Below are 13169 nucleotides of genomic sequence, written 5' to 3' on the forward strand. Positions count from 1 at the left end.
ATTTCCCTTCCCTGCCCTCCACGTTGCTGCCATTCCATGTTCATCGACCCCCTGACCTTCCCCGGCTTCAAGCGCTCGATCTTCAATGCCATCGTGGCGCCCCGGCCGATCGGCTGGATCAGCACCATGGCTCTCGACGGGCGCGTCAACCTCGCGCCGTTCTCGCAGTTCAACCTGGTGTCGACGGCGCCGCCCGTGGTCATGTTCGCGTGCAACACGCCAGAAGACCGCGAACAGAAGGACACCATCGCCAACGTGATCGCCCTTGGCGAATTCGTCGTGAACCTGGTTTCGTGGGACCTGCGCGAAGCCATGAATCTGACGTCGATGCCGCTGCCCCATGGCACCGACGAATTCGAGCACGCCGCTCTTGAAAAGGCGCCGTCGACCCATGTCAGGCCGCCCAGGGTGGCCGCGTCTCCCGCCAGCCTGGAATGCCGCATGATCCAGCGTGTCGACATCGCGCCCGACTACCCGGGCGAGACGCCAAGCACGGTCATCTTTGGCCGGGTGGTCGGCCTGCATTTGCGGGAAGATTGCGTGGACGCGGATGGCCGCTTCGATACCGTCAAGGCGCAACCATTGACCCGGCTTGGCGGTTTCCAGTACGCGACGGTGGGCGAGATCGTGGAAATGCGCGCGCCATTCGTCAGGGCCGGCGGCTGACGCCGTCCCGTTCCAACCCCTTCAAACGCCCCACGCCGTGGGGCTTTTTTTTCGCCTGAGACAACGGAAAATTCCGGCACTCGGAAAGCGTGAAACGATCCGTTGCGCCGCGTTCGCCGCCCTCCTAGACTCCGCTCGCCTTCACAAGAAGCCACGACCACAAGAAGTCACGAACGAGAGGAGACACGATGACTCAGGACACCCCCCGCATCAGACTGGGCCTGCTTGCCACGGCCGCCTTATTGATGGCGCCGGCGGCCCACGCACAGAACGCGGCGTCAACTGCCAGCCTGACTTTGTATGGCGTTGCCGACGCCTGCCTTGCCATGCATCACGGCAATGCCGGGTCCAATTTCCAGGTCAACGGCGGGGGCTGCAGTTTCGGCTCGCGCTTCGGGTTGCGTGGCACCGAAGATCTTGGCGACGGCTACAAGGCCTACTTCCAGCTTGAAAGCGGATTCGGCATCGATACGGGCGTCCTTGCACAGAGCGGCCGCCTGTTCGGCCGCAAAGCCATTGTCGGCCTGAGCGGAAAGTTCGGCGCCATCGAAGCAGGCCGCGCCTACGCACCGGCATTCGATCTGCTGACCGCCATCGATCCAATGCGGCTGGGGATCGGCTCGGTCATCGCCACCCTGTGGTCCGGCTCGCCCGGCACGGCGGGGGGCCGGACCGACAACACCATCAGCTACCAGACGCCCACCTACAGCGGCTTCAACGCAAGGCTGCTGTTCGCGCCGGGCGAACAGGTGGCGCCGTTGCCTTCCCGCGGCGGCGACACGAAAGGCCTGGGGGTCACGTATCGCAGCCAGAAGCTGCTTGCGGGCATGACCTATGCCAAGGTCGGCAACGCCGCGGATGCAGGCGATGACCGGGCCACGACGATTGCCGCGCGCTACGACTTCGGCACGTTTTCGCTGGCAGCCGCAGGCCAGTTCGGTGGATGGGAGGGCACCCGCAGCGCCGCCGCCCCCGCCAGCGCCTCGAGCATCTGGAGCCGGCGATTCAACAGCTACATGGTCGGCGGCACGGTCAACCTGGGGGCCGACACCGTCTCGGGGTCCTACAAACGGTATGACGATCGGACCGTGTCGAACTTCGATGCCGACATCTGGAGCGTCGTCTACCGGCACACCTTGTCCAAACGCACGACGCTGTATGGCGGCCTGACGCGGCTCAAGAATCGCCACGCGTCGAACTACGGAGCGTCGGACGGCAGCGGCGCCTACACCGGCGTTGCGCTCAATGGCGCGTCACGTGTCATCGATCTGGGCATCACCCACTTCTTCTGATCGACATGACCGTGTTTTCGTTCAGCGAAATGTCGCGTCGGTTCACGCGCGAATCGTTCGATCGCTCATTACCATCGATTCAACAATGAAGAACAAGACCAGGAGACAAGACGCATGACCCTTGATCGCACGGACAATCCCGGCCGCCGCAAAGCGTTGCAGTGGCTTGCGGCAAGCGCGTCTGTCGGCGTTGGCGGACTCTTCCAGGCCCGCGCCCATGCGGCGGCCGCGGCCTGGCCCACGCAGCGCGTCCGGCTGGTTGTGCCGTTCGCCGCTGGCGGATCGACCGACGCGCTCGCCCGCCTGCTGGCGCAGAAACTGCACGACAGCTTTGGCCAGCCCTTCATCGTCGAGAACCGGGGTGGCGCCAACGGCAACCTGGGTGCGACCGCGGTGACTACTGCGGCGCCCGATGGCTACACCCTGTTCTTTTCAACCACGGGCCCGCTGTCGATCAACAAGCTGCTGTATCGCAATACCCCATTCGACCCGCTGTCCGACTTCACGCCGATTTCATTGCTGGCCGACGTTCCGCTGCTGCTTGCCGCGCACCCCTCGTTTCCGGCCAATGACGTCAAGCAGTTGCTTGCCTACCTTCGGACGAATCCCGGCAAGGTGGCGTACTCGACGGGTGGCAACGGATCGATGGGGCATCTGGCGGCCATGCTCATGCAACGGGCCACCGGCACGTCGCTCGTGCACGTCCCGTACAAGGGATCGGCGGGTGCGCTCAATGACCTGCTTGGCGGGGTGGTGAACCTCAGCTTCGACCTGGTCCCGACCTACCTTCAGCACATTGCTGCAGGCAAGCTCAAGCCGCTGGCGGTCCTGGGCCCACAACGCTCGTCCAGCTTGCCCGCGGTGCCCACGCTCAAGGAACTGGGGATCGATGTCGATGCAACCGGGTGGTACGGACTGGCCGGACCCAAGGGCCTGCCGGCCGACATCGTGCAAAAGGTAAACGCCGCAACCAATGCGTTCCTGGCCAGCCCCGAAGGCCGCAAGCAACTGGACGTGTATGCCATGCGCGCCATCGGCGGTTCGCCCGACGCACTGAAAACGTTGATGCGCACCGAGACGGACAAATGGCGTCCGATCGTCGAACCCATCGCCGCCACCATCATGGAATGAGCCACCCCATGCAGACCCCACCCGTTGTGCCCGTTCCCTCGCGCCGTCATGTCCTGGGCTATGGCGCCGCCCTTGGCCTTGGCACCCTGATCAGTGGATGCGCAGCGCCGTCCACGCAGGGCGCTGCGTCGACCGATACCGCCGCGGCGAATACCGCCGCCCTGAAAGTGTTCGGCAATCTGGACACGCTCGAATTCGCGCCGGTCCTGCTGGCGGGCGCCACCCGCGAAGCCGGACGGATCGAGATCGCGCAAGGCGGCATCCTCAGCCTGTTCGACAAGCAAGGTGATCTGCCCAACCTGAAGGCGTCGGGGCGATCGCACGTTGCCACCAATTCCGAAACGCAGGGCCTGCGGTACTCCATCGACAACCCCGACCTGCGCATCATCTTTACGATTTCAGAGGGTGTCTACCGCATCATTGCGCGCAGGTCCGCAGGCATTGCGTCGCTGGCCGACCTGCGCGGCAAGCGCATCGGCACCATGCCCAAAACCTCGTCGGCGTATTACCTGCATTGCATGCTCAAAAGCGCGGGCGTCAACGACAACGAGGTGCGCGTCGAGCCCTTTGTGTCGGGCACCGCCCGCCCCTTGGCGATGATGAAGGACGCCTTGCTCAGCGGGCAGATCGACGCCGTCACGATCTGGGAACCCGAAATGCAGCGCTGCGCCGATGCGCTTGGCGCGGATGCCATATCGTTTTTCGATGCGGCCGCTTATCGCGAGCAGTTCAGTCTGTACAGCACGCGGGGCAATCTGGCGGATCCGGTTTTGCGTCCAAAGATCGTGTCGCTGGTGCGGTCCTTGATGATCGCGTCGGAGCAGATCCGGCGCGATCCCCGCGATGCGGCCAAACTGGTGGCCAAGGCCGCCCGCCTTGACCTGCCGTCCGTCGAACGGGCCTGGCCACACAACACCTACCCTGGCACCCTCCTGTCCAGCCTGCTCGACACCATGGTCGAAGAAGACGTCTGGGTTGCGAAAGAAACCGGGCGGGCGCCGCGCACGCACGCGCAGCTGGCGCCCCTGATCGACGCGTCGGTATTGCATCAAGTGCTGCAGTCATGAGACCGGGCGCGGCAATGCGGGCAATCGGGCGGGGACTGTGCGTCGCTGCGCTGGCTGGCCTGCCGCTGGCTGCGGTCGGCGCCGCGCCCGATGCGTGGCCGACCCGGCCACTGCGGCTCATCGTTCCGTACGCGCCGGGTGGACCGACCGACATCATCGGACGGCTGGTTGCCCGGTTCGCGGGTGAGGCCCTGGGCAAACCGGTTGTCGTCGACAACCGTGCGGGCGCGGGCGGGACCATTGGCCTGAGCCAGGCGCTCCAGGCCGAGCCCGATGGCTACACGCTTGCCCTGGTGGCCCCCGGACCCATCGCAGGCATGCCCAACCTGATGAAGCTGCCCTATGCACCGGATGACATCGCCTACCTGACGCTGGCCGCGCGCACGCCGTCCGTCATCGTCGTGCGCAGCCAGTCGGGCATTGACAGCCTTGCGGCCCTGATCGAGCAGGCCAGGCGACATCCCGGCACGATGAACTACGGATCGGCCGGCGCAGGCACGACGCCCCACCTGGGCGCCGAGCTGTTCAAGCAGGAAGCCAAGGTCGACCTCGTCCACGTACCGTACAAAGGCGCCGCTCCTGCCTTGGCCGCGCTCATGGCCGGCGACGTGCAGATGATGATGGTCGATCTGCTGCCCGTGATTCCGCTTGCCGCCAGCGGCCGGCTCAAGATCCTGGCCATCGTCAGCGACCGGCGCGTGCCCAGCCTGCCCGACGTGCCGACGACGCGGGAGCTTGGCTTTCCAGGCGTCCTGATGGACGCGAACTACGGCATCGTCGGCCCCAAGGGAATCCCTTCCGATGTGCAGGCCCGCATCGTGGATGCGGTGCGCCGCGCGGTCGGCAGGCCGGAGATGCAGGCCGAGATGGGCAAGATCGGCGGAACGGCCCTGACGTCCACCTCGGCCGGCTATCGCGACATGACGCGCGTCGAATTCGAGCGATGGAAGCAGGTGGTCGACAAAGGCCATCTCACCCTTAACTGACCGCCAGGAATATCGCCATGAAAAGACGAACTTTTGCGATCGCCGCCGCATGCTCGGCATTGCCCGTGAGCTGGCGCGCCGCGCTCGCGGCCGACGCGTATCCCGCGCGGCCCGTGCTGGCGATCGTCCCCTATGCGGTGGGCGGCGCCGATACCTATCTGCGGCCCTTGCAGCCGGCGCTCGAACAGGCGCATGGCATCCGGCTCGTGATCGAGTCGGTCAATGGCGCAGGCGGCACCGTGGGGGCGTCGCGCGTGAAGCGCAGCACGCCCGATGGCTATACCTTGCTGTTCTGCGGTTCGGGATTGATGTCGATCGCGCCGCGCGTGCAGCCAGCAGCGCCGGTGCTTGCGGACTTCATTCCGATCATCAACCTGGTGACCGTGCCGTACATCATTGCGACCCGCAAGGGATCACCGATCACCGACCTGCCCGGCCTGATCGACTTCATCAAGCGGCGGCCGGGCGTCCTGACCTATGGATCTCCAGGCATCAGCACGTCACCGCACCTGGGCATGGAATCGCTGGCCCGCATGCTGGGCAGCAGCGTCACGCACATTCCGTATTCGGGCATCGCCACCGCCATCCAGGGACTGCTGGGTGGTCACCTTGAAGCCGTGATCGGCGCGCCCAGCACGCTCATGCCGCAGATCGAGGCCAAAGCGATTCAAGGGATTGCGCTGGTCGGCAAGAACCGCTTTCCGCTCGCGCCGGACATCCCGTCGCTGGCCGAGGCCGGCATCGATCTGGACGTCTCGACGCATTTTGCGGTCTATGCGCCCCGGGGCACCCCTGCGCAGGTGGTGGCCACGCTGGCACGGGCATTCCAGGAAGCGGCCAGCGACCCGTCCTATACCAAGGCCATGGAAGGTGTGCGGACGCGGGTCAACCTGATGCCGGCAGACGTGCTGGCGCGCACTCTTGCCGATGAGACCTCGCGCTTTGGCGCGATGATGTCCGCCATCACGACTTGAAAGAGAATCGTGCCATGCATTCCCTGCCCTCATCCGCGCCTGCCGGCACATCGTTGACACCCGCAACGACCTGGCAGATCGACTGCCATGCGCATGTGTACGACCTGGCGCGCCATCCCCTGCACCACAGCAGCGGCTTTGACCTGCTCGCCAACGAAATCGGCAGCGCCGATCAATTCGCGTGCGTGCTCGATGCGCACGGTTTCACCCATGGCGTCCTGATCAATCCCCTGGGCGGATACGGCACCGACAACAGCTGCCTGGTCAGCACGCTGACGCGCTTCCAGGGGCGCTTCAAAGGTGTCGCGGTCATTGCCCACGACACGCCCGAGGCCGACTTCGCGCGGATGGCAGACGCGGGCGTCGTGGGGCTGCGATTCAACCTGAACTTTGCGGCCAGTCCATCGCTGTTCGTTCCCGAGGCGCAACGTTCGCTGGCCATCGCGCGCGACCTGGGGTGGTTCGCGCAGGTGCATTACGAGGGCGATACCTTGATCGGCGCACTGCCGGTGCTGCGCCGCGCGCGACTGCCGATCGTGATCGACCATTGCGGCCGCCCCGACCTGTCTGCCGGCCTGGACCAGCCGGGCTTCAAGGCCCTGCTTGAACTCGGGCGCGAGGGCGAGGCCATCATCAAGCTCGCCAGCGTCTTCCGCTTTTCGAAGCAGGGGTTCCCTTTCGACGATGTCGACCCCTATGTGCATGCCCTGATCGACGCCTTCACGCCGGACCGGTGCATCTGGGGATCGGACTGGCCGTATCTGCACGCACCGCAGCGCACGGACCACGCCACCTTGCTGCAGGCATTGCACCGCTGGCTGCCCTTAGAAGCCGACCGCCGTAAAGTATTGGGCGAGACACCTGCGCGGCTCTTCGGTTTTGCGCCTGGCTGACCGCCATCCGGTCCCCGCCCTCCCCTCATTTCAGACAAGGATGCCCATGCCCCCGTCAATGCACGACGCAGTACGTCAACCCAGCCTGCTGGACCCGACCCGCAGTGGTTCTGCTCCGGCTGCAGCACTGGCCGACGGCACGGGCCATTGGACTGGCCGCGGCCAGAACTTTGCCGTCACCTGGACTCGTGCCGGTGCCGAGGGTGATGCCGCACACATCGATTCCGCGTTCGAGACCATGGTGCTGGTGCTTGACGCCGCTGTCGCCATCAATGGCGACGGGCAACGCGCCGAGGCGCCGCCGCGCAGCATTTGCCTGGTGCCCCCGGGCGCGTGGACGCTTGAGCTCGCTGCAGGCGCAACCTGTGTCGTGCTCTCGTCATTGGCCGCAGGCCAAAGCGCCGGCGCGTCGAACGAAGCGGCCTATGCCGATCCCGACCCGCGCATCGCCCCGGTGGGCGCGCCCTATCGTCCGATACGCGATGCCGACCGGATCCGCATCCTGTCGATCGACAAGGTCGCCGCGTCCCCCGACAAGCCACGCCTGAAAATGCTCCAGAGCGCCACGATGTCGATCAACTGGGTCGAGTACGACGGCCCCCGGAACCGGCAGGCCCTCAGTCCGCATTCGCACACATCGTTCGAGCAGGGGTCGCTGGCCTTGGCCGGGGACTTCGTGCATCACCTGCGGGTGGAATGGGGTCCGGATGCCGATGCCTGGCAGGAAGATCGCCATGTCAGGCTGGGCTCGCCGTCCTTGATGGTGGTGCCGGTGCAGATCATCCACACCAGCGAAGGTGTGGGGCCGGGCAAACATCTGCTGATCGATGTGTTTTCGCCGCCACGCGCCGACTTCATCGCCAAGGGGTGGGTGGCGAATGCCGGCGACTACGCGGCACCTGACGCGGCTTCCTGACCGTTGGGGCTTGACGCAGCCGCTTGACCTTCGGCGCCAGACGCAGCTTCCTGATCCGTGGCGGCCGACAGCGCCGTCTTGGCCTCGGCCGCCACTTCCTGCAGCAGCGCCAGAAACCGCTTCACGCCTTCGTCGTCGCTCAAGGTCGACGTGAACCACGTCACGCCGATGCTGCCGACCACGCCCTGGCCATCGAACAGCGGCACCGCCAGTGTCTTGGACACCGGCCGCACCTTGGGGTCGCGCAAGGCGTACCCCTGCCGGCGGATCAGTTCCAGTGTCGCGTCCAGCGAACGCCGGTCCTGCAACGCGACGTTCTCGGGGTTGTCGGCCACGTCGGCCATCGAGATCAGCGCCTCGCGTTCGTCGTCGTCACAAAAGGCCAGATACGCGCGGCCCAGGGCACGCGTGAACAGGCTCAGGCGCATGTCGATGCTGTTGTGCAGCAGCGCCAGCGGTGAATTCGGGATGGTGCTGTAGCAGATCACGGCGGCGCCGTTGCTGGGCACGGCCAGTGCGGCCGGCCACTTGATGGCCTCGGTCACGGCGTCCAACAAGGGCGCCACGACTTCGACCAGGCGCGGCTGGCTGTGATAGCCGCAGGCCAGCAATTGCACCTTGGACGTCAGCATGTAGCCGCCCGCCTTCGGACCCCGGCGCACGTAGCCCATGCCCTCCAGCGTCTGGAGCAGGCGGACCAGCGACGGCTTGGGGATTTCAGTCTGGAAGTGCAGTTGCGCGATGCTGGACACCGGATGCCGGTTCAGGCATTCCAGCAGGGTCACGGCCCGGACGACCGCTTCAACAGGAGGAAAGGAAGGCATGCAGGATTTGCCGAAGCAAATACAAGGAAGAAAGACGCTCGGAGAACCCTGCCCATTCTATCGTCCCGCTGCTGCGACGCGGTAGCGAATTATCCCGGACACGCCCGGAAGCCGGCGGGCTGTCTTGGCCCTGTCATCGGCCGCAGGCCAAATGACGGCACCCCATCCTTGTAGTCGCCCGCATGCGCATCGTCCTCGTCACGGATGCCTGGCATCCCCAAGTCAACGGTGTGGTCCATACCTGGACCTATATGGTCAAGACACTGACGGCCTGGGGGCACGAAGTCGTGATCGTCAGCCCGCAAGGCAGCCGCACGATCGCGGCGCCGTCCGAACCGGACGTGCGCCTGTGCATCGAACCGATGCGCCACCTGCTGCGCGTGCTGGACGGCCGCCTGCCCGATTCGCTGCATATCGCTACCGAAGGCCCGCTCGGCCTGGCCGCGCGCAGGCTGGCAAAACAACGCGGCTGGCGCTTCACCACCGGCTTTCACACCATGTTTCCCGATTACCTGAAAGCGCGCATGGGCGTGCCGGTCGGGATTACGTGGCGCTTCATGAAGTGGTTCCATCAGCCCTCCCAGCGGGTGCTGGTGCCAACGCCCACCGTGCGCGACCTGCTGGCAGAGCGCGGCCTGGGCAAATTGCAGGTGTGGGCGCGTGGTGTCGACACGGTCCACTTTGCGCCGGGCGAACGCGACGCGCTGCCGTACAAGCGCCCCATTTTCCTGAGCGTCGGCCGGGCCGCCCGGGAAAAGAACCTGGACGCCTTCCTGTCGCTCGACCTGCCCGGCACCAAGGTCGTGGTGGGCGGCGGTCCGGACGAGGCGCGGCTGCGCCGGACCTGGCCCGATGCAGTGTTTCTGGGCAGCCAGCCGCATTCGGCGCTGGCGCCCTACTACCGGTCGGCTGACGTGTTCGTGTTCCCCAGCCGCACCGATACCTTCGGGCTGGTCATGCTGGAGTCGATTGCCTGCGGCACGCCCGTGGCCGCCTTTCCGGACGCTGCGCCGCGCGCCGTGCTGCGCCCTCGCCTGACCGGCGTGCTGTCCGACGACCTGCGCGTGGCCTGCCTTGACGCCCTCAAGCTGGACCGCGCCGCGGTCCGCCAGCAGGCGCTGGGTCACAGTTGGGCACAGATTGCCCGCGAGCTGCTGCATGCCCAGGTGGCCGCGGATCCATCTCGCCCGCTGCCCCCACCCTGGGACCGGACATCCGACACGCAAGGGGCTGCAATTGCGCCGCGGACCGGCTACAATCTCGCCTCCTGAGGAGCGCTGCGACGGGTCCATCCGCCAGGCTCAGGAATCGATCAGACCCCGGCGTCCTTGCCGTTGCGGTCTGCCGCAACGGCGCTCACCCATATCCTGCAACACGCGGGCGGTATGGTGAGCACGTTCCAGGTCATGTCGACGCCGGTTTGTCCGCGCGCCGCCTGCCCCGTTGCCGTCACCCCTCCTTTCCGCTGCGCAGGTTCATTGGAGCTTCCATGAACGCTGTCCAGAACATCAAGACCAACGATTACATCATTGCCGACATCGGCCTTGCCGGCTGGGGCCGCCGCGAAATCCGCATCGCCGAAACCGAAATGCCTGGCCTGATGGCCATCCGTGACGAGTTCGCCGCAGAGCAGCCGCTCAAGGGCGCCCGCATCGCCGGCAGCCTGCACATGACCATCCAGACCGCCGTGCTGATCGAGACGCTCAAGGCGCTCGGCGCCGACGTGCGCTGGGCCTCGTGCAACATCTACTCGACGCAGGACCATGCCGCCGCCGCCATCGCCGACAGCGGCACGCCGGTGTTCGCGGTCAAGGGCGAATCGCTGGCCCAGTATTGGGAATACACCCACAAGATCTTCGAATGGCCAGGTGAAGGCCAGGCCAACATGATCCTGGACGATGGCGGCGACGCCACGCTGCTGCTGCACCTGGGCACGCGCGCCGAAAGCGACGCGTCCATCCTCGACAAGCCGACCAGCGAAGAAGAAGAATTCCTGTACGCCTCGATCAAGGAACAGCTCAAGCGCGATCCGAAGTGGTATTCGACCCGCCTGGCGCAAGTGCGTGGCGTGACCGAAGAAACCACCACCGGCGTGCATCGCCTGTACCAGATGTCGCAGAAGGGCGAGCTTGCCTTTGCGGCCATCAACGTCAACGACTCCGTCACCAAGTCGAAGTTCGACAACCTGTACGGTTGCCGTGAATCGCTGGTCGACGGCATCAAGCGCGCCACCGACGTCATGATCGCCGGCAAGGTTGCCGTGATCTGCGGCTACGGCGACGTGGGCAAGGGCTGCGCCCAGGCCATGCGCGCCCTGAGCGCGCAAGTGTGGGTGACCGAGATCGACCCGATCTGCGCCCTGCAGGCCGCGATGGAAGGTTTCAAGGTCGTCACCATGGAATATGCCGCCGACAAGGCCGACATCTTCGTGACCGCGACCGGCAACTACCACGTGATCACGCATGAGCACGCCAAGGCCATGAAGGACCAGGCCATCGTCTGCAACATCGGCCACTTCGACAACGAAATCGATGTCGCGTCGCTCAAGCAGTACACCTGGGAAGAAATCAAGCCGCAGGTCGACCACATCATTTTCCCCGACGGCAAGCGCATCATCCTGCTCGCGCAGGGCCGCCTGGTGAACCTGGGCTGCGCCACGGGCCATCCGTCGTTCGTGATGTCGTCGTCGTTCGCCAACCAGACCATCGCCCAGATCGAACTCTGGCGCCACAACGACAAGTACACGTCGGGCCAGGTCTATGTGTTGCCCAAGCACCTGGACGAAAAGGTGGCGCGTCTGCACCTGAAGAAGCTCGGCGCGATGCTCAGCGAACTGCGTGATGACCAGGCGTCGTACATCAACGTCCCGGTCGCCGGCCCGTACAAGCCGGAAACCTACCGCTACTGATCGTTCGCCCGATCGGCCGTCACGGCTCACCACCCGCCCCGGCGTGCACGCGCCGGGGTCACCCACACCCTAGGAGGTCCTTGCCATGACCCTGCTGCTTGTCTGGTTGTTGAATGCGGTTGCCCTGCTTGTCGTCGCCTATCTGCTTCCCGGCATCACCGTCGCCAGCTTCGGCTCGGCGCTGATCGCCGCGCTGGTGCTCGGCCTGCTGAACATGCTCGTCAAGCCGCTGCTGGTGCTGCTTACGCTGCCCATCACCATCGTGACGCTCGGCCTGTTCCTGATCGTGCTCAACGCCCTGCTGTTCTGGTTTGCCGGGTCCATCCTGAAGGGCTTCCAGGTCAACGGTTTCTGGTGGGCCGTGATCGGCGCATTGCTGTACAGCCTGATTTCCGGCTTGTTGTCGTCCATCGTTCCCGGCTGACCCTTGCCTCCTGGCTCTTACTTCATTTCTCAGGCGCCCTTCGTGATCTCCGATGTCTCTTCTCCGAACTCTGCCAGCCAGGCAGAGGCTCCCGCTGCCATCAGCCTGGAGTTTTTTCCGCCGCGCGACAACGCTGCCCAGGAACGGCTCGTCCGGACCGCCAAGCAGCTGTATGCCGTCGGCCCCAGCTATGTCAGCGTGACGTTCGGCGCAGGCGGCTCCACCCGTGAAGGCACGCTCAACACGGTGCGCACCCTGCAGGGCCTCGGCTACGAAGTGGCGCCCCACCTGTCCTGCGTCGGTTCGACGCTGGACAGCTTGAGCGAGACCCTTGCCAGCTACCGCAAGGCCGGCATCCGCCGCCTGGTGGCGCTGCGCGGCGACATGCCCTCGGGCATGGGCGACATGGGCGAATTGCGGTACGCCAGCGACCTGGTGCGTTTCATCCGCGAAGAAAGCGGCGACTGGTTCCACATCGAAGTCGCGGCCTACCCGGAAATGCATCCCCAGGCCGCCGGCCCCGATGCCGACCTGACGCACTTCGTGAACAAGATGAAGGCTGGCGCGAACGGCGCCATCACCCAGTATTTCTTCAACGCCGACGCGTACTTCGATTTCCTGGATCGCGCGACGGCCAAGGGCGTGCTTGCGCCCATCGTGCCCGGCATCATGCCGATCACCAACCACAGCCAGCTGGCCCGTTTCTCGGACATGTGCGGCGCGGAAATCCCCCGCTGGATCCGCCTGCGCCTGGCCTCGTACGGCGACGACAAGGCGTCCATCCGCGCTTTCGGCCAGGATGTCATGGTCGAGCTGTGCCAGACCCTGCTGGACAGCGGCGCCCCCGGCCTGCACTTCTACACGATGAACTCGGCGGAAGCGACGCTGGGCATCTGGAAGCAGCTGGAACTGTAGGGGCGGGGCATGGCTGGCAAGCCGATACCTTGCCAAAGCCAAATAAAGCTTCTTGAATCGTCAGCTTCAAGAAGCTTTATGTTGTATATGGCCGGATGGACGGGTGTCCCATACAGGCTGGGCCGTCCGTCTCCACAAGGCGCCACCCATTCTGAAGCAATATAAACTTGCTC

General features: G+C 65.4%; 13 protein-coding genes and 1 riboswitch. Of the genes, 12 read left to right on the forward strand and 1 reads right to left on the reverse strand.

Annotated features, from left to right (window positions below; all coding sequences use genetic code 11):
- Nucleotides 1-36: 36 nt before the first annotated feature.
- The 8 genes from IE116_RS14730 to IE116_RS14765 all read left to right on the forward strand — a co-directional run bounded on the left by IE116_RS14730 (nucleotide 37) and on the right by IE116_RS14765 (nucleotide 7925).
- Nucleotides 37-666 carry a flavin reductase family protein gene (locus tag IE116_RS14730; RefSeq protein WP_189613564.1) on the forward strand — a complete coding sequence of 210 codons (630 nt, stop codon included), beginning with the start codon at nucleotides 37-39 and terminating at the stop codon, nucleotides 664-666.
- A 188-nt stretch (nucleotides 667-854) separates the two neighbouring features.
- The gene (locus IE116_RS14735) at nucleotides 855-1958 is read left to right on the forward strand and encodes a porin (protein ID WP_189613566.1); all 1104 of its coding nucleotides are present in this window, start codon (nucleotides 855-857) and stop codon (nucleotides 1956-1958) included.
- 114 nt (nucleotides 1959-2072) lie between these two features.
- Nucleotides 2073-3089 carry a Bug family tripartite tricarboxylate transporter substrate binding protein gene (locus tag IE116_RS14740; RefSeq protein WP_189613568.1) on the forward strand — a complete coding sequence of 339 codons (1017 nt, stop codon included), beginning with the start codon at nucleotides 2073-2075 and terminating at the stop codon, nucleotides 3087-3089.
- Nucleotides 3090-3097: 8 nt separating this feature from the next.
- On the forward strand, nucleotides 3098-4156 hold the full coding sequence (locus IE116_RS14745) for an ABC transporter substrate-binding protein (protein WP_189613570.1): 1059 nt from the start codon (nucleotides 3098-3100) through the stop codon (nucleotides 4154-4156).
- Nucleotides 4153-5142 (forward strand): Bug family tripartite tricarboxylate transporter substrate binding protein, encoded by a 990-nt coding sequence (locus IE116_RS14750; RefSeq protein WP_189613572.1) that lies wholly within the window; start codon nucleotides 4153-4155, stop codon nucleotides 5140-5142. The genes IE116_RS14745 and IE116_RS14750 overlap by 4 nt, the downstream gene beginning before the upstream one ends.
- Before the next feature lie 17 nt (nucleotides 5143-5159).
- A complete protein-coding gene (locus tag IE116_RS14755; RefSeq protein WP_189613574.1) occupies nucleotides 5160-6116 on the forward strand; it encodes a tripartite tricarboxylate transporter substrate binding protein in 957 nt (318 codons plus the stop codon).
- 14 nt (nucleotides 6117-6130) lie between these two features.
- Entirely contained in the window at nucleotides 6131-7009 is an 879-nt protein-coding gene (locus tag IE116_RS14760; RefSeq protein ID WP_189613575.1) for an amidohydrolase family protein, read from the forward strand.
- Nucleotides 7010-7055: 46 nt separating this feature from the next.
- Nucleotides 7056-7925 (forward strand): cupin domain-containing protein, encoded by an 870-nt coding sequence (locus IE116_RS14765; RefSeq protein ID WP_189613577.1) that lies wholly within the window; start codon nucleotides 7056-7058, stop codon nucleotides 7923-7925.
- Here the strand turns inward: IE116_RS14765 and IE116_RS14770 are convergent.
- Complete coding sequence (locus tag IE116_RS14770) at nucleotides 7898-8749, reverse strand: DNA-binding transcriptional regulator (RefSeq protein WP_189613580.1); 852 nt, start codon at nucleotides 8747-8749, stop codon at nucleotides 7898-7900. The genes IE116_RS14765 and IE116_RS14770 overlap by 28 nt on opposite strands.
- 182 nt (nucleotides 8750-8931) lie before the next feature.
- On the opposite strand from IE116_RS14770, the gene IE116_RS14775 reads away from it, so the two are divergent.
- The 4 genes from IE116_RS14775 to metF all read left to right on the forward strand — a co-directional run bounded on the left by IE116_RS14775 (nucleotide 8932) and on the right by metF (nucleotide 12996).
- Complete coding sequence (locus IE116_RS14775) at nucleotides 8932-10020, forward strand: glycosyltransferase family 4 protein (protein ID WP_189613582.1); 1089 nt, start codon at nucleotides 8932-8934, stop codon at nucleotides 10018-10020.
- Nucleotides 10013-10114: riboswitch (S-adenosyl-L-homocysteine riboswitch) on the forward strand. (Overlaps the previous gene by 8 nt.)
- Nucleotides 10115-10238: 124 nt before the next feature.
- Nucleotides 10239-11657 (forward strand): adenosylhomocysteinase, encoded by a 1419-nt coding sequence (gene ahcY / locus IE116_RS14780; RefSeq protein ID WP_189613584.1) that lies wholly within the window; start codon nucleotides 10239-10241, stop codon nucleotides 11655-11657.
- 85 nt (nucleotides 11658-11742) lie between these two features.
- Nucleotides 11743-12081 (forward strand): phage holin family protein, encoded by a 339-nt coding sequence (locus IE116_RS14785; protein ID WP_189613586.1) that lies wholly within the window; start codon nucleotides 11743-11745, stop codon nucleotides 12079-12081.
- Between the two features lie 42 nt (nucleotides 12082-12123).
- The gene (metF, locus tag IE116_RS14790; RefSeq protein ID WP_229828186.1) at nucleotides 12124-12996 is read left to right on the forward strand and encodes a methylenetetrahydrofolate reductase [NAD(P)H]; all 873 of its coding nucleotides are present in this window, start codon (nucleotides 12124-12126) and stop codon (nucleotides 12994-12996) included.
- The last annotated feature ends 173 nt before the right edge of the window (nucleotides 12997-13169 follow it).

Source organism: Pigmentiphaga litoralis (assembly GCF_014651835.1).
Classification (GTDB): Bacteria; Pseudomonadota; Gammaproteobacteria; order Burkholderiales; family Burkholderiaceae_B; genus Pigmentiphaga; species Pigmentiphaga litoralis.